This window comes from Prauserella halophila, assembly GCF_024171895.1.
GTDB classification, from domain to species: domain Bacteria; phylum Actinomycetota; class Actinomycetes; order Mycobacteriales; family Pseudonocardiaceae; genus Prauserella; species Prauserella halophila.
The window spans coordinates 1,121,950-1,142,195 of record NZ_JAMTCQ010000008.1 but is presented as its reverse complement, the minus strand read 5'-3'; the positions used below and the strand labels follow the sequence as shown (position 1 = coordinate 1,142,195).

Below are 20,246 nucleotides of genomic sequence, written 5' to 3'. Positions count from 1 at the left end.
AGAGGCGGGCGTGGAAGCATGTCATTGTGCCCAAGGCATATCCCCGTGAGTTCCGTGAGGACGTCGTGCGGGTTGCTCGGAACCGGGAACTCGGCGTGACGCTGGCGCAGGTCGCCGCGGACCTCGGTGTTCACGAGATGACCTTGCAGAAGTGGTTGCGCCAGACTGATGTCGATGACGGAGATATTGCTGCCATCGCGTAGCGGCCGGCGCGCCTCGCCGCGCCGCGACCCGGCGCTCATCGGGACGTGTGACCGAGAGCGGGTTAGGCCGCCTGAGCGGCTGGCCACGTGAGGCTTACCGGCGCACAGCCGCCGGTTCGACAACCGGCGTGGCTTTCGCGAAATTGGACTATTCCGTTGTCAGTGGAAGTGGTAGATTATGTGTCATGGCGATACCCGGAGGACGAGGGAGCGGGTCGGCGGACCTCACAGGTCTCGGTGAGCCGCCTGCTCGCGAGTCTGAGGTCTTACGACGCGGGCTGGTGCTGCTGGAGCGGCGACTGCCGTCATCGTGGTCGATGTCCAGCGAACGTGACTTGCGCGTGGATGCCGGCCGACTCGACGCCGTCGTCGAGTTAACCGGGCCGGACGGTGCCGCTTCGCGTATCGCAGTCGAGTCGAAGCTTTCGCTCGTGCGCAGAGATATACCGGCAACGCTCGAACGGATCGACCGTGTAGTCGACCGGTCTGACGTGGATGCCGTCCCGATGGTCATCGCGCGCTACCTCTCACCCCCGGTGCGGGATGAGTTGTTCGAACGAGGGGTTTCCTATGCTGACGCCACTGGCAACCTGCTGGTGCAGTTGAACTCGCCCGCGTTGTTCCTGCGCGATACAGGGGCTGATGGTGACCCATGGCGCGGGCCCGGCCGTCCACGAGGCACATTGCGGGGAACTCCAGCCGCTCGCGTCGTTCGCACTCTCGTGGATTTCATGCCTCCGATGAGTGTCCCGGAAGTGTCACGGCGCTCGCGTGTCTCTACAGGCGCGACCTATCGGGTTGTGGAGCTCCTGGAGCGAGAGGCGCTTCTGGAACGCGAGGAGCGTGGGCCGATCACGGTCGTGCGATGGCGAGAGCTACTCGAGCGATGGAGCTCGGACTACGGATTCCTGCGCAGCAACACGGTCTGCACGTACCTGCACCCGCGTGGACTCTCCTCGGTGACGAGTGCATTGGCAGCACACCGGGATTTGCGGTACGCGGTGACGGGCAGCCTGGCGGCGGCAAAACTCGCTCCGTATGCTCCGGCCAGGCTAGCGATGATGTACGCGGACGACCTGGAAACCGTCGCAGCCGCACTGGGACTCAGGCCGGTGGATTCAGGGGCGAACGTGATGCTGGCGACGACTGACAACGACGTGGTATTCGATCGCACGTTCGAATCTGATGGGGTAAGCTTCGTCGCTCCGGCTCAAGCTGCCGTCGACCTACTGACCGGGCCCGGTCGTAGTCCAAACGAAGCGTCCGCACTTCTCGACTGGATGGAAGCGCATGAACCGCAGTGGCGACACTGATCTGCTCGTCCTCGCACGTAGTGCGCTACTCGACGCGTTGGACGCGCTGCATGATCATCTGGACGGGATTGTTGTCATCGGAGCGCAGGCAGTCTACTTGCACACCGGTGGTGCGAATGTCGCGTTGGCCGAAGCGACCAAAGACAGCGATGTGGCGCTCGATCCCAGGAAATGGACAGACCCGCCGACGATTGAGGACGTGCTTCATGCCGCTGGGTTCACGTTGGACCAGGAGAGTAAGCAGCCGGGATCTTGGCTCAACGGCGCGGGCACGCCGGTGGATCTCATGGTGCCTGAACTGCTGGCAGGCGATGGGGGACGGCGCGGGGTGCGCATCCCGCCACACTGGAAGTTGGCGGCACGACGTGCTACTGGGTTGGAGGCCGCTGTGGTTGACCATGTACCGATACGGGTCGGAGCCCTCGCCGATGGCGATGATCGGGTGCATACCACCCACGTTGCCGGGCCGGGCGCGCTGCTCGTCGCGAAACTTCACAAGCTGGGTGAGCGGGCAGGCAGTGTTCCGGATCGGCTGGTCGACAAGGACGCCCATGACGTCTACCGGCTGTTGATCGCCGTGGACACCGGCGAGCTCGCCGCGTCAATGAAACGACTGTGTCTCGACCCGCTGGCCAGGCCGGTCACTGAACAGGCGCTGGAGTTCCTGCGGCAGCTCTTCGCTGCTGGTGCTGATGCGACCGGATCGATGATGGCGGGACGCGCTGAGGAAGGCATCGGTGAACCAGCCACAGTCGCAGCGTCGACAGCGATACTCGCTCAGGACCTGCTGGACGCAACGCACCGTACTCACGCATAAGGTGTTCGCGAATCAGTGTAGTTCCGTTGTCATCGGAACTGTCGGGTTTCAGTGTTCCAATGCCGCGGCGATGGCCTAGCTGTGTGATTCGGGGAGGTTGGTGACGCGGTCGGCTGGTGGGGCTCCGTGGATTGCGGTGTGGGGTCGGTGGAAATTGTACCAGTCGAGCCAGTCACCGAAGGCTCTCTGGCGTTCGTTTTCGGATTGATAGGGCTGCTGGTTGGCCCATTCGTCGAGCAGGGTGCGGTGTAGCGCTCCACTTTTCCGTTCGTTTGTGGGCGCCAAGGGCGAGTGAACCGCCGGGCGATGCAGCGATGCGCAGCGGCCCGATCTTGTGTTCGTCACGCAGCCGCAGGACCTCGTCCTCGACTACCCGACTGGTGCGTTGCGGGCTCTGGTGCGGACGGCTGGAGCGGTCGTCCATAGCCTGAGTGAACTGGATGTGGTCGAGACGTGGGGAGTGGTGATCAGCAAGGCTGCATCCTGGGTCGTGTCCCGTTCTGGGCAACACTGACCGACGTCGGCGGGTAGTTCCACGTTCCGGGACGAGATCCTCACGAGTTGGTAACTACCCGTGACGGATCGCGGGCGCCGGACGATTCACTTGGTCGGCGGTGCGTCGTGCGGTCCGATCATGCGCCTGGTGCGGATGATCGGACCGGAGATCAGTCGGACCGGAGTCGGCGCTCGTGCACGCGGCTGACGCGCTGTCCACGGCCGTATACCGCGTGACATGGTGGACGGGCGATCAGTGAAGGAGGCGAGGGAGTGCAATCCGACCGCTGGGTCACCGTGAGCCCGTCCCAGTTCCGGCACGAGGACGAGGGCCTGGGCATCATCCGGGACCTGCTGCCGGATGTGGAACCGTTCCGCGCGTGGTCGAACTTCGAGTTCCGCGACACCCGCGGCCGCTGGCACGAGGTGGACCTGCTCGTGCTGGCCAGGGACACGTTGTACCTGGTGGAGCTGAAGTACTACAGCGGCACGCTGCGCGGCAACGACCACCGGTGGCTGCGTGACGGTCGGCCGGCCGAGGACTCGCCGCTGAAGTTGGCGCGCCGGAAGGCGCAGTATCTGGCCAGTGTGCTGCAGCAACGCCTCCGCGAGCACCTGCACGAGCGCGGCGAGCACCAGGTCGACGTCCGCGACTACGTACCGTTCGTGCAAGAAGCGGTGTTCCTGCACCACCCGAAGTTCGAGTGTCAGCTGCCGCAGCACGCTCGTCAGGGCATTTACGGGCTGGACGGCTACGAGGAGACCTCCGGGCTGGCCCCGATCTCGGAGCTGCTACTCGCTCCGGCGCGTCGGGAAACGATTTCAGCGAGGAAGTCGGCCCTGTTCGCCGGGCTGATGCAGCACATCGGCCTGGTCCCCCGGCGCCAGCGTGAAGCGGGCTCGTGGGTGATCGACGACGAGCCACTCGACAACGGTGACGGCTGGCAGGACTGGCCCGCGTTTCACCGGCTGGCGACCACGGACCGCTATCGCATCCGGTTCTTCATTCCGAACCCAGAGGGAACCCGTGCCGAGGAGCAGGCGCTCAAACGGCGGATCGAGTACGAGTACCGGCTGCTGTCCCGGCTGCGGCACGACGGACTGCAGGTACCGCACGACATCGTCTCGGACGAGCTCGGCATCGGCCTGGTCTACCGCGAGGACAGCGGCAGTCGGCTGGACCTGTGGCTGGCGACCGACGGCGGCACGCTCAATCTCGGTCAGCAGCTCGACATCGTGCGCCAGGTCGCCGAGGCGCTGGACTACGCGCATCGGCACCGGGTGGTGCACCGCGGATTGGCCCCGTCGGCGGTGTCGGTACGTGAGCGCAGCAGCGACGGGCACGCGGTTACGGTGGCGAACTGGGACGCCGTCGGCCGGGTGCCGGGGACGCAGCTCAGCCGCGTGTCCAGTACCGGCCAGTCGGAGGTGGAACCGGAGCAGGGCCATCCCGGCGCCGCGCTCGCCGACGAGGACCAACTGTTCGAGGCGCCGGAGGGCCGGTGGAGCCCGAACGCGGACCGGGTGCGGCTGGACGTGTTCGCACTCGGCGCGGTGACCTTCTACCTGCTGACGAACCAGGTGTTGCCTGCCCAGGATCCGGGCGCGCTGGTGGACCGGCTCCGCCGCGACGGCGGTCTCGACCTGGCCGCCGAGTTGCCGCAGATCCCGTCGAAGCTGCGCGAGCTGGTGCTGCAGGCGACGCATCCGCGCCCGTCCGAACGCACTCCCTCGGTATCGGTGTTCCTGCAGCAGCTCGAGCAGGCCGAGAAGGAGTTCGCCGCCCCCGCGCCGGTCGAGGAACCGGACCCGCTGGAGGCTCGCCCTGGCGACGTCCTCGGCGGCCGGTTCACGTATCAGCGCAAGCTCGGTTCGGGTTCCACCGCGGTCGGCATCCTGGTCACCGACTCCCAGGCGGGGGACGCGCAGCGGGTGCTCAAGGTCGCGAAGGACCATGACGCCGCCGAGCGGCTGGAAGCCGAGGAACGGGTGCTCGGCCAGCTCAATCACGACCGTGTGGTGCGCCTGATTCAGCACGTCACGCTCGCCGGACGGCGCGCGCTGGTGCTGCAGCACGCGGGCGAGGCCACATTGGCCGAGATGCTGACGAGCAAGCGCAGCCGGCTGTCGCTGGACCTGTTGGAACGGTGGGGCGGCGACCTGCTGGACGCGCTGGTGATGCTGGATTCGGTGGGCATCAACCACCGGGACATCAAGCCGCCGAACCTCGGCGTCCACAAGCCGGCCGGGGCGAAGACCGAAACGCACCTGGTGCTGTTCGACTTCTCCATGGCGGGCACGGGCGGGCGAGCCCTGCACGCGGGCACGCCGCCGTATCTGGACCCGTTCCTCGGCGGCAGCCGCAGCACCTACGACAGCGCCGCCGAGCGGTACGGCGCGGCGGTGGTGCTGTACGAGATGGCCACGGGCCGGTTGCCGCAGTACGGCGACGACCCGGAGGCGAACCCGGCGAGCGTGAACGACGACGTGACGGTGTCGCTCGAGGCGTTCGACCCGTCGGTGGCCGAGGATCTGGCGGCGTTCTTCCGCTCCGCCCTGTCGCGTGACGTCGGCACGCGACACGACACCGCCGAGGAGATGCTCAGCGCCTGGCGGGCGATCTTCCGCGGGCTCGGGCGGTACTCGGACGACACGAAGCAGAAGGTCGACAGTGCCACGCTGGACACGACTCTCGGCGAATCGGGACTGTCGGCACGGGCGATCTCGGTCGTGGAACCGGCCGGTGTCGGCACCGTGGCCGACCTGCTGGAACTGGACTCGACGCGGCTGAACCGGCTGCTGGATCGCGAAACGAAGACCACCGGCGAGGAGATCCGCAAGCGGATCACGGCCTGGCGCAAGGAGTTCGGTCCGCAGCTGGCGGATCGGCGCGGCCGGGGCAAGCGCGGCGACGACGCGAACACGATGCCGGATCCGATCTCGGCCGCCGAGCTGCTCGCGTCGAAGGAGGTGCATCCCCGTTCGTCGACCCGGCGGCAGGCGGCGCGGTTGATCCTCGGGTTGGAAGCCGGGCTGGATCCATTTGCCAGCCAGCAGGAGCTGGCCCGTGGGGTGGGGCGGTCGGCTCCGCGGGGCCATCAGCTCATCAAGGAGATGCAGGAGGCGTTCTCCCGCGAACAGCGCACCAAGGACCTGCTGGACCAGCTGGTGGAGGTACTCACGCGCGCGCTCGACTCGCTGGGCGGAGTCGCCACGGTGCAGACGTTGACCGGCGAGATGCTGGGTGCGCTGCCGGACGTGTCGGCGGGGTCGGCGGACAAGGCCGACCGGGTGGCGGCCGGGCTGCTGCGGCTGGCGCTGGACCGGTATCAGGAGCATGTGGTGGCCGCGGCCGAAGAGCCGTTGGCGAAGCGGCGGCGGGGTTCGCGGCTGGCGCTGCTGGCCACGGATCCGGTGCTGTTGGATGCGGCGGAGGCCGCGGCCGCGGCGGCGGACGGGCTGGTGGTCGGCGCGGACGAGGCCGGCGAGCCGGTGGTGCCGCAGCAGCGGGCGGCGCGGGAGGTGCGCGCCCGGTTCACCGAGGTGTTCCGCGACGGCAGTGAGCGCAGGCCGCCGGCGATCACGGACCTGCGTCTCGTGCGGCTGGCTGCGCAGACGTCGGGGTCCGCGGCGTTGTCCACGCGGGGTGAGCTGCACCTGCGCACGTTGGCGGCGTCGACGGCGGTGCGGCTGGCGTTGTCGGGGATCGCCCAGCGCACGGAGTTGTCGCCGGAGGAGCTGGCGGCGCGGGTGCGGGCGCGGTTCCCCGATCTCGATCCGCTGCCCGCCAGGCCGGATCTCGACGCGATCGTGGACGCCGCGGGTGTCGGGTTGCGCTATTCCACCGAGCACGGCACCTATCGCGCGCCGGGCGAGGACCGCTCCGACAGCACCGGCTTCCCGACCCACCATTCCGTCCCGGCGCCGACGCCGACTGAGTCGCAGCTGCTGCGCGGCGACCATCTGGCGCGGGTGCTCCGCGACAGCGTGTCGACCCGGTCGTTCCTGGCGCTGGGCATGCCTGCGCCGAACGCGAACGAACCGGGCAGGGCGGCGCGGGTGTTGCGGGAGCGCTACAGCGCCTCGGTGCTGGACGTGACGGAGTTGCTGATCGAGCGGATGCGGGAGACGGCGGAGGGCAGCAACCTGCCGTGGCATGTGGTGCGCGCCGCCGACGCGGCCCAGCCGGGCAGCCGGGACGCGCGCGGCCTGCACACCCTGGTGGACCGTGCCCTGCCCGCGGTGACCGAGTACATCGACGACCTGGTGCTCGCGGGGGAGCAGGCGGCGGAGCCGGTGATCCTGACCGAGTTGTCGCCGCTGGCGCGGTACGGGCATTTGGGCGTGGTGGCGCGCTGGTCGGATCTGGCGGCGAAGCGGACGCGGCCGCTGTGGCTGGTGCTGCCGCAGCTGTCGTGGATGCGGGGTGCCGTGGTGGACAGTCAGCCGTTGCAGCTCGGCTCGAACGGCCAGTTCGTCGAGCTGGACGAGAAGTGGCTGCGGGAACAGGAATCCGAAGTGGACTTCACGGCGGAACGTGACGTGGTGAGCGAGGGCAGCCGGTAATGGCGAAGGTGACGGGACTGGTCGGGGCGCTGCAGCGGCAGGTCGAGGACCTGGAGCAGGATTTGCGGGCGCGGGTCGACGGTCCGGACGAGTTCGCCCGGGACGAGGGTGTGTTCGAGCGTTGGTACGCCGAGTACGAGGCCGCCCTCAAGTCCGACCGCACGGCCGCGTCGTGGCAGGCGTGGCGGGACGAACGCGTGACGCAGGTGGCCGTGGCGTGGGTGCTGGTCACCGTGTTCGCCCGGTTCTGCGAGGACAACCGGCTCGTCTCGCGCGTGTGGATCGCCGGACCGGACCGCACGCGGCGGCAGGACGCCCTCGACGCGCGGGATGCGTACTTCCAGGAGCACCCGGAACACAACGATCGGCACTGGCTGCTGCAGATCGTGGAGCACTTCGCCGGGATGCGCGCCACCGCGGGGCTGGTGGACGGCTACTCGCCGCTGTGGCAGGTCTCGCCGTCGGGTGACGCGGCGTTGCGGCTGCTGCAGTTCTGGTGGGATCAGGATTCCGAGGGCGAGCTGCTGTGGCGCTTCGGCCCGGAGGTCAACCCGGAGCTGGACACCCGGTTCCTCGGTGATCTGTATCAGGACTTGTCGGAGTTCGCGCAGGAGCATTACGCCCTGTTGCAGACGCCGGAGTTCGTGGAGGAGTTCATCCTCGACCAGACCTTTGAGCCTGCGCTGGCGGAACGGCAGCTCGACGGGTTCACGGTCATTGACCCGACGTGCGGTTCCGGCCACTTCCTCCTCGGCGCCTTCGACCGGCTGGTGGACCGCTGGTCGAAGCAGGAGCCGAACCTCGACACGCGCACGCTGGTGCAGAAGGCCCTCGACGGGGTGCGCGGCGTCGACATCAACCCGTTCGCCGTGGCGATCGCCCGGTTCCGGCTGATCGTCGCCGCGCTGAAGGCCACCGGCGACACGTCGCTGGAACACGCGCCCGACTTCCACACTCAGCTCGCCGCGGGCGACTCCCTCATCTACGGCGCGAAGCAGACCAACCTGCACGGCGACCTGTTCAGCACCGACACCGACGGCGACACGTACGCCTACGCCACCGAGAACGCCACACTGCTCAAGAAGATCCTGCACGACCACTACGACGTGGTCGTCGGCAACCCGCCGTACATCACGGCCAAGGACAAGGCCCAGAACAGCGCGTACCGGGCGCTGTACGGCTACTGCAAGGGCAAGTATGCCCTCACGGTCCCGTTCATGGAGTTGTTCTTCAACCTCGCCCGATCCGGCGATCGGCCTGGCTGGACGGGGCAGATTACGTCCAACTCGTTCATGAAGCGCGAGTTCGGCACGCCGATCATCGAGAAGTTCCTGGCGAACAAGGACCTTCGGTCGGTGATCGATACGTCGGGCGCGTACATCCCGGGACACGGCACGCCCACTGTCATTCTCATCGGCCGAAACCAAGGCAAAGTCGACGATACGGCGCGCGCTGTGCTCGGTGTCCGCGGCGAACCGGGGCGACCCGAGGACCCAGCGAAGGGCCTCGTGTGGTCGAGCATCGTCAACCACGTCGACGACCCCGGCTTCGAGAATGACTGGGTTACAGTGGCGAACCTAGATCGAAGCGCGCTCAATGGTCATCCATGGAGTCTCGCTGGAGGTGGCGCAGTCGAGCTAAGTGAAGCCATTCAGGAGAATGCTTCTAACGCCCTTGACTCTGTCATCGCAAGCGCCGGGATAACTGCCGTCACTGGCGAGGATGATTTTTTCATGTTTCCGACGGCGCGTGACTGCGATCGGATTGGTTGGGGGTTAACGACATTTCTTGTTGAAGGTGAGTATGTCCGCGACTGGGACGTTGACGCCGGATTGCAGGCTGCTGGCTGGACGTACGATGAAGCCTTCAAGGTTAAACCCCTGGAAGAACTTGGTTCGTTGGGGCGATGGCTGCAGATGTACAAGTCGGTCCTCGACAAGCGGAAGCGATTTGGCGTTCCTATGGTTGAGCGCGGCTTGGCATGGTATGAATGGCAAGAGCTGTACCTGAGTAAATTCCGTTCAGAATTGTCGATCGCGTTTGCGTTTGTGGCTACGCATAACCATTTTGTGTTGGATCGGGGTGGGAAGGTCTTCAAGCAGTCGGCGCCGGTGATGAAGTTGCCGGAGGGGGCGTCGGAGGACGACCATCTGGAGCTGCTGGGGGTGTTGAACTCCTCGGTCGCCTGCTTCTGGCTCAAGCAAAACAGCCATGGCAAAGGAAACGGCGGTGTCAACGAGGGCTTCCGCGGTGACGAATGGGATGAGTTCTACGAGTTCACCGGTACGACATTGAAGGACTTTCCGCTCCCGGCGGAGTTTCCGTTGGAGCGGGCGCGGCGGCTCGACACCCTCGCGCAGGAGTTGGCTCGGCACACGCCGCAGGCGGTGGCGGAGGCCGGGGTGCCGACCAAGCAGGCCCTGGACGCGGCGTACGCCGAGCACGAGCGCATTCGGGCGCAGCTGATCGCCGAACAGGAAGAGCTGGACTGGGAGTGCTACCGGCTCTACGGACTGGTCGACGAGGACCTCACGTACTCCGGTGAGCTTCCCGGACTGAGCCTGGGGGAGCGGGCGTTCGAGATCGTCCTGGCCCGCGCCATGGCCGAGGGTGAACACACCGCGTGGTTCGAGCGGCACCGTTCCACCCCCATCACCGAATCGCCCGAGCACTGGACTGCCGACTACCGCGACCTGGTGCAACGTCGGCTCGACCTCATCGCGAGCGACCGCAACATCCGCCTCCTCGAGAAACCGGAACACAAGCGGCGGTGGCAGAGCGACCCGTGGGACAAACGCGTCCGGACCGCGCTGCGCGACTGGCTGCTGGACCGGCTCGAAGACCGCTCGCTCTGGTTCGACAAGCAGAACCGCCCGCGGCCACGCAGCATCGCCCAGCTCGCCGACCTCGTCGGCACCGACGCCGAATTCACCGGCGTGCTGGAACTGTGGATGGGCCAGCCCGACGTGGACACCTCGGCCGCCCTGCAACAGCTCGTCGACGACCAGGCCGTGCCGTTCCTCGCCGCCTACCGCTACAAGGAATCGGGCCTGACGAAACGCGCCGCCTGGGAGGACACCTGGCGGCTGCAGCGCCTCGAAGACGACGGCGCCCCGCCCGACAAGCCCATCCCGGTGCCGCCGAAATACAGCAAGGCCGACTTCCAGCGCGGCGAATACTGGCAACACCGCGGCAAACTCGACGTGCCCAAGGAACGGTTCATCAGCTACCCCGACGCAGGCCGCGAAACCGACCCCACCCCGCTGCTCGGCTGGGCAGGCTGGGACCACGCACAACAGGCCCTCGCCGTCGCAACGATCATGAACGAACGCGAACAGGAAGGCTGGACCGACGAGCAGCTCCTCCCGCTGATCGCCGGCCTCGCCGAACTGCAGCCGTGGGTCCGGCAGTGGCACCACGACACCGACCCGAACTACGGCGTCAGCCTCGCCTCGTTCGTCGACGAAGAACTCGCCACGCGTTGTACCCGGGCAGGGACGACCGCCGCCGAGCTCGCCGCGTGGCGGCCCGCGAAACCGGTCAGGCGCAAGCGCAAGACGACCACGGCGAAGGCACAGCAGAACACCGCGAAGGCACAGCAGAGCACCGCACGGCAGAACACGGCACAGCACAACACGGGACACGGGGCACACGATGAGTAAGCTGCTGCGCGACGTCATCACCATCCCGGAGCGCGTCGGCGCCGAGGACTACGTGCTGCGGCTCGCCGACAGCACCGACGCCGACCACCTGGAACACACCCTGAGCCAGTACGTCGTCACCGAGTCGCTGGCACGCAACTTCGACAGCGCGCTCTCCCTCGTGGCCGACGCGCTGCGCGGCAACAGCAGCAGGGGCGCGTTCCTCACCGGATCGTTCGGCTCCGGTAAGAGCCACTTCATGGCCGTGCTGCACGCCCTGCTCGGCCACGAACCCAGCGCCCGCAAGATCCCCGAGATCCAGCCGCTGCTGCCCACCCACGACCCCACCCTGCGCGACGCGAAACTGCTGCGGCTGACCTACCATCTGCTCGGCGCCAACTCGATGGAAGAAGCCATCCTCGGCGGCTACCTCAAGCAGGTGCGCCAGCTGCACCCGGACGCGCCGCTGCCTGCCGTGCACGTCAGCGACGACCTGCTCACCGACGCCGAGAACTACCGCCGCGACCTCGGCGACGACGCGTTCTTCGCCAAACTCAACGGCGGCTCCGACGGCGCCGACGACGCCTGGGCGGGCCTGCTCGGCGCCGGCAACTGGACCGCCGAATCCTACGAAGCCGCCCGCGCCGCCGCCTCGGACAGCGCCGCGCGAGCCGAGCTCGTCACCGCGCTGACCGACACCGTCTTCACCTCCTACACCCAGATGGCGTCCTATGTGGACCTGGAAACCGGGATGCTGGCGATCTCGGAACACGCCAAGTCTCTCGGCTACGACGGCGTGGTCATGTTCCTCGACGAACTCGTGCTGTGGCTGGCGTTCGCCGTGCGCAACACTGAGTTCTTCAGCCGGGAAACGCAGAAGATCACCAAACTCGTCGAGACCTCCGGCAAACCCCGCGCGGTGCCGATCATCTCGTTCATCTCCCGGCAGATGGACCTGCGCAAATGGTTCGCCGACGCCGGTGCCTCCGGTGCCGAACAGGAGACCCTCGCCCAGGCGTTCCGCCACCAGGAGGGCCGGTTCACGCCGATCGCGCTCGGCGACGACAACCTCGCCCAGGTCGCCAACCGCAGGCTGCTCCAACCCGCGGATCAGCAGGCGCAGCAGGTCCTCGACGACGCGTTCGCCCAGCTCGACCGCCGCCCCGCCGTGTGGGACGTACTGCTGGACGGGATGAACACCGGCGAACAGCACCGCGGCGCATCCGAGGCCGAGTTCAAGCTCACCTACCCGTTCTCACCCGCCCTGGTGTCCACACTGCGCTCGCTGGCCAGCGTGATGCAGCGCGAACGCACCGCCCTCAAGGTCATGCAGCAGATGCTGGTGGAGCGACGGGACAGGCTGACCGTCGACGACGTCCTCGCCGTCGGCGACGTGTTCGACTACGTCGTGCATGGCCAGCAGGCACTCGACAACCACGCGGCCAACCTCTTCCGCGCCGCCACCGCGCTCTGGACCGACAAGCTCAAACCCCTGTTGCTGCGCGAGCACGGAGTCACCGAACAGCAACTGGCGGAATCGCCCGAGTCCGTACCGCCCGCGTACTACAGCCAGCAACGGCTGGCGAAGACGCTGTTGCTGTCGGCCGTCGCGCCGAACGTGCCCGCGCTGAAGGAGCTCACCGCCTCCCGGCTCGCCTCGCTGAACCACGGTTCGATCGTCTCCCCGCTGCCCGGCGGTGAGGCACGGATCGTCATGGCCGCCATCAACACCTGGCGCACCGAGGTCCCCGAGATCGAGACGTCGAGCGAAACCGGCGACCCCGTGATCCGGGTGCGGCTGGCCGATGTCGACTACGAATCCGTGGTGGAACGCATCACCGGCGAGGACAACCCGGGCAGGCGCAGGCAGCTCATCAAGGAACTGGTGCACGAACAGCTCGACGTCGACCTGTCCACCACCGACATCGGCTCGGCCGCGACCAAACAGGTCATCTGGCGCGGCTCCCGGCGCGAGGTCGACGTGGTGTTCGGCAACGTGCGCGACCCCGGTTGGCTCGCCGACGAGCACTTCCGCCACCGGCCGGGTACGTGGCGGTTCGTCATCGACTACCCGTTCGACGAGGAGAACCACTCGCCTGCCGAGGACTTCGCCCGCATCGAGCGGATGCTCAGCCGCGGCAACCCGGCGGCGACGATCGTCTGGCTGCCGCGGTTCCTCACCCCGGAGGTGCAGCGCGACCTCATCCGCCTGGTCAAGCTGAACTGGCTGTTCACCGGCTCGGGGGAGCGGTGGCAAACCAACTCCGACCATCTGCCGGAAACCCAGCGCGACCAGGCTCGCGCCATCCTCGAAAACCAGTACCGCTCGCTGCGCGAACGCATGGCGCGCATCCTGCAACAGGCCTACGGCGCGGCGAAGGCCGAGCCGGGCAACCTCGTCGACGACCCGCAGCACGACGGGGTGCTGCGCTCGTTGGACCGGTCGTTCAACCCCGCCGAACCGGTCGGCAGCGATCTGCGCTCGGCGTTCGAGAACCTCATCGACCAGGCCTACCGCAGCAGCTACCCGGCACACCCCGAGTTCGAGCCGAGCGGCGAGGCGATCACCGTCAAACAGCTCGAGACCGTGCGCGGGTACGTGGAACAGGCCAGCATCCAGGAAGACGGCAGGGTGCCGACTCAGCCGGCCGACCGGCAGGTGCTACGGCGCATCTGCACCCCGCTCGGGCTCGGCAAGGTCACCGAAACGCACTTCCTGTTCGGCAAGGACACGGTCGCTTTCTGGGCGGGCGAACTGGACCGGGCAGTGGCCAGCCTGGACGCGGGGTCGCAAGCCGCCATCACCGTGCGGCAACTGCGCGACTGGATCGACAACCTCACCCCGAAATGGGGACTGCGCGGCGAGGTCGCCGACCTGGTGATCAGCGCGTGGGCCCTATTGCGGATGCGTGCCTGGTACGAGGCGAACACCGCCATCGCGATGCCCGGCATCGGCAAGCTCAAGGACCACCTGGAGCTCCGGCCCGAGCCGCTGCCGACCCCGGACGACTGGAAGGCGGCACTGCGCAACGCGGGCCACCTGTTCGGACTGAGCGAGAATTCGTACCTCACCGGAGCGAACGTCGCCGAGTTCGCCACGAACATCGCCGACGTGGCCACCGAGCGGGCGCGCAGCGCCGAATCGCTCGTGGCCGAGCTACGTTCGCTGTACGCCAAGCTCGACCTGGAACAGCGCGCCCCCGACCGGCTCAGCACCGCCGAGGCCACCGCACAGTTCATGACCGAACTGGTGCGCACGACGAACCGGGTCGAGCGCATCGGCAAGCTCGCCCACGCGTCGTTCGACGTGACGCTTCAGGCCGCGGGCAAATCGCTGGCCGACGCGCAACGGGTCGCCGATGCGCTGCACGCGTTCCCGTGGAAACGGCTCAACCCGGTGCTGACGGCGCAACGAGGCGGCGACGCGAGTGCCGGACAGATCCTGCAGCAGCTCCGCGAAGGCGCCGCCGGCGACGAGCTGACGACGGACCTGGTCCAGGCGCTGCGCAAGGCGGAGAACGACACGTTCGACTGGGCTGCCAGCGGTCGAACGGTTGAGCCGACGCCGGAGCCCTCGCCCGCGTCTGCGGTGGACCCGGCTGTGGAGCCGACCCCACCGGTCGAACCGGCTTCGGCCGCGGAGCCGGACCCGGGGCCGGAGACGCGGAAGCGGCACGACCGAATCGCGCTCAATTCCACGCAGGACGTGTCCACAGTGGAAGCAGAACTGAAGCGGATGCTCGCAGAGCACAAGGACAGCACGGTGCATGTGGAGTGGTGGATCGAATGACTGATGAGGGTGTCCAGCGGGCCCGCAACCTGTTCGAATTCCTTCGCCGTGCGCAACAGCTGAAGACCCGGTCCGTCACGGACGTCGAGAAGTTCGCACGGGTCCTGTGGCTCTCGGACTGCCCGGACCACGAGGCCGTGCACACTACTCACGACAAGGAGGCCCCGGCGGTCGACGAACCGCTGCTCGTGGTCGACCGCGTGCCGCACGTCGACCCGCCGGAGCCGGACGCCGAGCTGGCGCCCTGGCTCCGCGGCGAGCTGAACGATCCCGAGAAGGCACCACAGCTGCGCGCCGAGATCGTTCTCGTGGGCAGTGCTCGTTCGGCAGGCAGTGCTCGTTCGGCAGGCAGTGCTCGTTCGACAGGTGAGGCCCGTTCGGCAGGTGGCCGGACCGACCCGGACGAGGCGGAGGAGGCCGAGCAGCAGTCCGAACGCACGGTCTCGCTCGATGAGCGGCCGGATGTCCGGCGTGCCTACGAGGAGTACGTGCGCGACTGGGAAGCCTGGGCCGACAAGGAACTGGCCGACCGGCCCGCCCGGGAGTACTACAACCAGCTGTTCGAAACCTACGTCGAGGTGCGCAACAACCCCGAGCAGGTCGAACTCGTCAGCGGAACCGGCTGTCTGTCCTGGGAACCGGAGGGGCACGATCGGGTTCGGCGGCACATGGTGACGTGCCCGCTCGGGATCGGCTTCGACGACGACACCGGCAGGCTGACCGTGCATCGCGTCGAAGCACCGGTCGCCTTCAAGATCGAACGGGACATGCTCGACCCGGGCCTGGTGAACAACGCGGACAACGTGAACGCGGTCGAGGCCGAAGCCCGGGACCTGGCTGTTCATCCGCTGCACCGCGACGACATCGGCACGCTGGTTCGTCGGCTCGTCCACAGCCTCGACGCCGACGGTGAATATCGCGACGAGGACGTGGCCGCCCAGCCCGGTCAGCACGCGATGGCCACATTCGCGCCCGCCATCGTGCTGCGCCAACGCGGCCAGCAGGGCATGGTCGAGATCTTTCAGACCATTGTCGAACAGCTTGCCGACGCCGAGGACGTGCCGCGCGGCGTCCTCCCACTGATCGACCCCGACAACGCACCGGAGTCCGAACCGAGCGACGCACCCGGGGCCGTGGTCGATGTGGACGACGAGCCGTTCCTGCCGATGCCCGTCAACGACAAGCAGCTCGAGATCATCAAGCGCGTCGACGTGAAGCCGCAGGTTCTGGTGCAGGGCCCGCCCGGCACCGGTAAGACCTACACGGCGGGCGCTCTGATCGCCCACCTGCTCGCGCAGGGCAAACGCGTGCTGGTGACCGCGCAGACCGACCGGGCGTTGCGCGAGGTCAGGGACAAGCTCCCGGACCAGATCAAACCACTGTCGGTCGGCGTGGTCGGCTCGTCCCAGGAGGACATGGCCGATCTGAAAGTCGCGGTGCAGGAGATCGCCACGGCCACCGCGGAGTACGACGGCGACCGGAACGCCCGTGAGATCCAGCGGTGCCTGGACAACATCGACCGGCTCCGGCGCGAGCGTGCCGAGTTCCATCACCAACTGGTCGCCGCGCGTGAGCACGAGGTCATCGAACGCGAACACGCCGGGTACTCGGGCACGCTCGCCGCGATCGCCCGGGAGCTCGCCGCGCAGCAGGACCGCTGCGGCTGGCTGCTCGAGTTCGAGCAGGTCGGAGCGGACGCGCAATGCCCGTTGAGCAACGGTGAGATCGCCGAATGGCGCAACTACCTGCTTGACGCGGAGCTTCTCGCCGACGAGCCGCACTCGCGCCTGCGACTGCTGGAACTCGCCGCGCTGCCCACCGCCGATGTCTTCGCCCAGCAGGTCGCCGATGAGTCCAGGGCAGCGGAGAGCGGCAGGGCGCACGAACAGCTCAAATCGCATACGGCGTTCGACGCGGTGCTGCGGCTGTCCGCCGACCAACGCGAGCAGTTGCGCAGCCGGTTGCACGAACTCGCCGACGAGGCGGACGCGCTCGCGGGACGGCGGGAACAGTGGATGGACGGCGCGCTCGCCGATGTGCGTTCCGGGCGCGCGAGCATGTGGCAGGGCCGTGGCCGCAACATCGACCAGCTCATCGAACACTGTTCCCCGCAGGTGGAACGGCTGGGAGCGCTGACCGAGGTCACCCTGTCCGACGGAGACCCGGGCCGCCTCGGCACGTTGGCCACCGAACTGCGGAGTCACCTGGCCGGCGGCGGCAAGATCAAAACGAACCCCGACGGCAGCCCGAAGTTCGGGATGCTCACCGCCGGTGTCGTCAAGAAGGCACAGGACCTGTTCGACGGCGTCCGGGTCAACGGACAGCCACCGACCACGGTCGAACAGTTGGACACGTTCCTCACGTGGACGGAAGCCACGCGCACGCTGGCCGCGCTGGACAAGGCGTGGCCCGATAACGTGCACATCCCCGCGGAAGACACGCTGCACGAACGGCTGCAGTGGCACGTCACCGAATTGGAACAGTTGCATCGTGTCCTGGCCTTGGGACAGCGGCTGGAAACCGAGGAACGGGCACTCGCGGCGGCAGGGCTGCCCGCGCCCAACTGGAACGACCTGCAGGACGTGCGCACCTACGCTCGGCTGGTCGACGCGGCAGCGGCCGAAGAGGCGTGGACGGCCGCGGCCACTCCGCTGCGCGAACTGGAGGACACGGTCGGCCTCGCAGCGCAGTGGGAGCAGGCGGCGCCGTGCGTGGGCGACCTGCACGCGGTCGTGGCAGGCCGCGATCCGAACGGTTATGCCGACGCGTATCGGCGGCTGTATCGACTGTGGCAGGTACGCAGCATGACCGAGCGGCGAACGGCCCTACAGCGCCGGCTCGACGAGCAGGCGCCGACGTTGTCCCGGGCCCTCACGGACGATCCCGCAGGGCCCGCATGGGACGGCCGGCTCGCCGAGTTCGAGCAGGCGTGGGCGTGGGCCTCGGCTCGGACATGGGTGCGGGAGCAGGACCCCGGGGACGTCAACGCCCTGCAGGCTGCCGTCACGCGTACAGACGACGCCATTCGCGACCAGGTGGAGACGATGGCGGCACTGCGGTCCTGGGACCACGCGGCCTCACCTCAGCGCATCACCCCCGGGGCCAGGGCGGACCTCACGCAGTACGCCCAGCTCGTCAAGCGGGCGGGCAAGATGTCCGGCCCCTATGGGGCCCAACGCCGGTCCGAGGTGCGGGAGGCGATGGAACGATGCCGCCCCGCGGTTCCCGTCTGGATCATGCCGCTGTACCGGATCGCCGAGCAGCTGCGGGTCGAGCCGGACATGTTCGACGTCGTCATCGTCGACGAGGCGTCCCAGGCGGGCACGGAAGCCACGTTCCTGCAGTACCTCGCCAAGAAGATCGTCGTCATCGGTGACGACATGCAGGTCTCGCCCGCGGCCGTGGGCATCAATCAGCAGCAGCTGCGCGACCTCGCAGGCCAGTACCTCGCCGACGACCGCTACCGCGCGTCCTGGCAGGACCCGAAGCGCAGCCTGTTCGACGAGGCGAAGATGCGTTACGGCGGGCTGATCGCGCTCACCGAACACCGCCGCTGCGTGCCCGAGATCATCGGATTCTCGAACCGCATCGCCTATGAACCGGAGGGCATCGCACTCGTGCCGGTGCGCCAGTACGGCACCGACCGGCTCGACCCGGTCAAGGCCGTACACCTCACCGACGGGTACGTGAAGGGCAGCAGCAGTACCCACCAGGTCAACCCGGTCGAGGTCGAGGCCATTGTGGAGCGGATCGAGAAGTGCATCGCCGATCCCGCCTACGACGGCACAACCTTCGGTGTCATCTCGTTGCTCGGTGCTGCCCAGGCGCAGCAGATCCAGGCGGCCCTGCTGGAGCGACTACCGAACAAGGAGTGGACGGCACGGGATCTGCGCTGCGGCGATGCCGCTGATTTCCAGGGGTCCGAACGGGACGTGATGTTCCTGTCCATGGTGAAAGCCACGGAGGAAGGCAAACGCATCGGTTCGCTGACTCAGGATGCGAACGTGCAGCGTTTCAACGTCGCCGTCTCCCGCGCCAAGGACCAGGTGTGGGTGTTCCACTCGATCGGTCTCCAACAGCTGCACAACAGCGCCGACATGCGGTTCGCGCTGCTGGACTACTGCTACGGCGTCATCAACCGTGCGAACGGTTCGGACGACGGTGGACACCAGGAGCGAGTTCCCGAGAACGAGCGCGTCGATCCGTTCGACTCGTTGTTCGAACAGCGTGTTTACAACCGCATCATCGACCGCGGCTACACGGTCCACCCGCAGTACGAGTCGGCCGGATACCGCATCGACCTCGTCGTTCTCGGTGGACAACGCCGACTCGCCATCGAATGCGACGGCGACTTCTGGCATGGTCCCGACCAGTACGAGCGCGACCTGGCACGGCAGCGCGACCTGGAACGCTGCGGCTGGCAGTTCTTCCGCATCACCGGGTCGTCGTTCGACGTGGACCCGGCTGCGGCCCTCGCAGGCCTGTGGGACACGTTGGCGAAACTCGACATCCATCCAGCGGGCCAGGTCAGTGACTCCGCCCCGGTGATCGTTGAGGCCGAGGCCGGAGCCGGCGGAGGGGACGACGAGGACGACGCTGCCGGCGACGACGCTGCCGGCGGCGATGATTCCGGAGGCGATGAGGTCGACGATGACGCTGGCCTCCCTGCCTCGTCGACGGACGGGCCGGACACGCCGCTCGACCAGGAGCCGGCCGAGCATGCGGAGCCGGAGGAACTCGCCGCGGACGTGCCATCCGACGTTGCCGGGCCGTCCGGCGGCTCCGGATTGTCCGACGTTGCCGGGACGTCCGATGTGGTCGGCGAAGAGACAGCAGCGGCCGCGGCGCCCACATCGCCCCGGGCGGGACGGTCAGGGGCGTACGAGCCCTATGAGGAGTTCTCCGGCGCTGTGGTGCCGGTGAACGGGGCCACAGCTGAGCAGGTGCGGGCCGGTATCGAGGAGATCGTGCGAACCGAGGGCCCGATCGTCGGGGACCGACTGCACACCGTCTACGTCCGGGCCTCGGGCGGTTCGCGGGTCGGCAAACAGATCGCCAAGGACCTCAACTCAGCCATCAGCGCCGCGGTGCGGCGAGGCGTGCTGATCGCGGACAATCCTCTTGACGAGAGCGGGGTCAAACCACGTACCTACCGGGTTCCCGAACAGTCGCAGGTCCGCGTGCGTGACCTGGGTCCGCGCGAGCTGAGCCAGGTACCGCCTGCCGAACTCGCCGCGATGATGGCTGCTGCTGCCCAGCAAACAGGCTGGGACGACGAGGGCATCTTGAAGACGACGCTCGAACGACTGGGCTTGAAACGGCTGACGAAGCAGATACGAGAACACCTCGAACCGATCCTCGACCTGGCCAAGGAAGAGTACGGGGCCGACGATCGCGGCTAGAGGTATGGACGTTTCGGCG

General features: G+C 67.7%; 7 protein-coding genes and 1 pseudogene. 7 read left to right on the top strand and 1 reads right to left on the bottom strand.

The window, feature by feature from the left end:
• Positions 1–26: 26 nt before the first annotated feature.
• The 3 genes from LY41_RS23550 to LY41_RS05430 all read left to right on the top strand — a co-directional run bounded on the left by LY41_RS23550 (position 27) and on the right by LY41_RS05430 (position 2,333).
• Positions 27–203 carry a transposase gene (locus tag LY41_RS23550; RefSeq protein WP_308292207.1) on the top strand — a complete coding sequence of 59 codons (177 nt, stop codon included), beginning with the start codon at positions 27–29 and terminating at the stop codon, positions 201–203.
• 281 nt (positions 204–484) lie between these two features.
• Complete coding sequence (locus LY41_RS05435; RefSeq protein WP_253862677.1) at positions 485–1,516, top strand: type IV toxin-antitoxin system AbiEi family antitoxin; 1,032 nt, start codon at positions 485–487, stop codon at positions 1,514–1,516.
• Positions 1,494–2,333: a GSU2403 family nucleotidyltransferase fold protein gene (locus LY41_RS05430; protein WP_253862676.1), complete on the top strand. Its 840-nt coding sequence runs from the start codon at positions 1,494–1,496 to the stop codon at positions 2,331–2,333. Before LY41_RS05435 ends, LY41_RS05430 begins: the two co-directional genes overlap by 23 nt.
• A gap of 75 nt (positions 2,334–2,408) precedes the next feature.
• Here LY41_RS05430 and LY41_RS05425 read toward each other — a convergent pair.
• A pseudogene (locus tag LY41_RS05425) lies at positions 2,409–2,641 on the bottom strand (integrase core domain-containing protein); the annotation flags it as partial.
• A gap of 460 nt (positions 2,642–3,101) precedes the next feature.
• Between LY41_RS05425 and pglW the strand changes: the two are divergent.
• From pglW to LY41_RS05405, 4 genes are read left to right on the top strand one after another with little or no spacing between them, the layout of a single operon-like run.
• The gene (gene pglW / locus LY41_RS05420) at positions 3,102–7,394 is read left to right on the top strand and encodes a BREX system serine/threonine kinase PglW (RefSeq protein WP_253862675.1); all 4,293 of its coding nucleotides are present in this window, start codon (positions 3,102–3,104) and stop codon (positions 7,392–7,394) included.
• Positions 7,394–11,056, top strand: coding sequence for a BREX-2 system adenine-specific DNA-methyltransferase PglX (gene pglX, locus LY41_RS05415; protein ID WP_253862674.1), 3,663 nt, complete (start codon positions 7,394–7,396; stop codon positions 11,054–11,056). The genes pglW and pglX overlap by 1 nt, the downstream gene beginning before the upstream one ends.
• A complete protein-coding gene (locus LY41_RS05410) occupies positions 11,049–14,825 on the top strand; it encodes a DUF6079 family protein (RefSeq protein WP_253862673.1) in 3,777 nt (1,258 codons plus the stop codon). Before pglX ends, LY41_RS05410 begins: the two co-directional genes overlap by 8 nt.
• Complete coding sequence (locus tag LY41_RS05405) at positions 14,822–20,227, top strand: PDDEXK-like endonuclease domain-containing protein (protein WP_253862672.1); 5,406 nt, start codon at positions 14,822–14,824, stop codon at positions 20,225–20,227. The genes LY41_RS05410 and LY41_RS05405 overlap by 4 nt, the downstream gene beginning before the upstream one ends.
• Positions 20,228–20,246 lie beyond the last annotated feature (19 nt).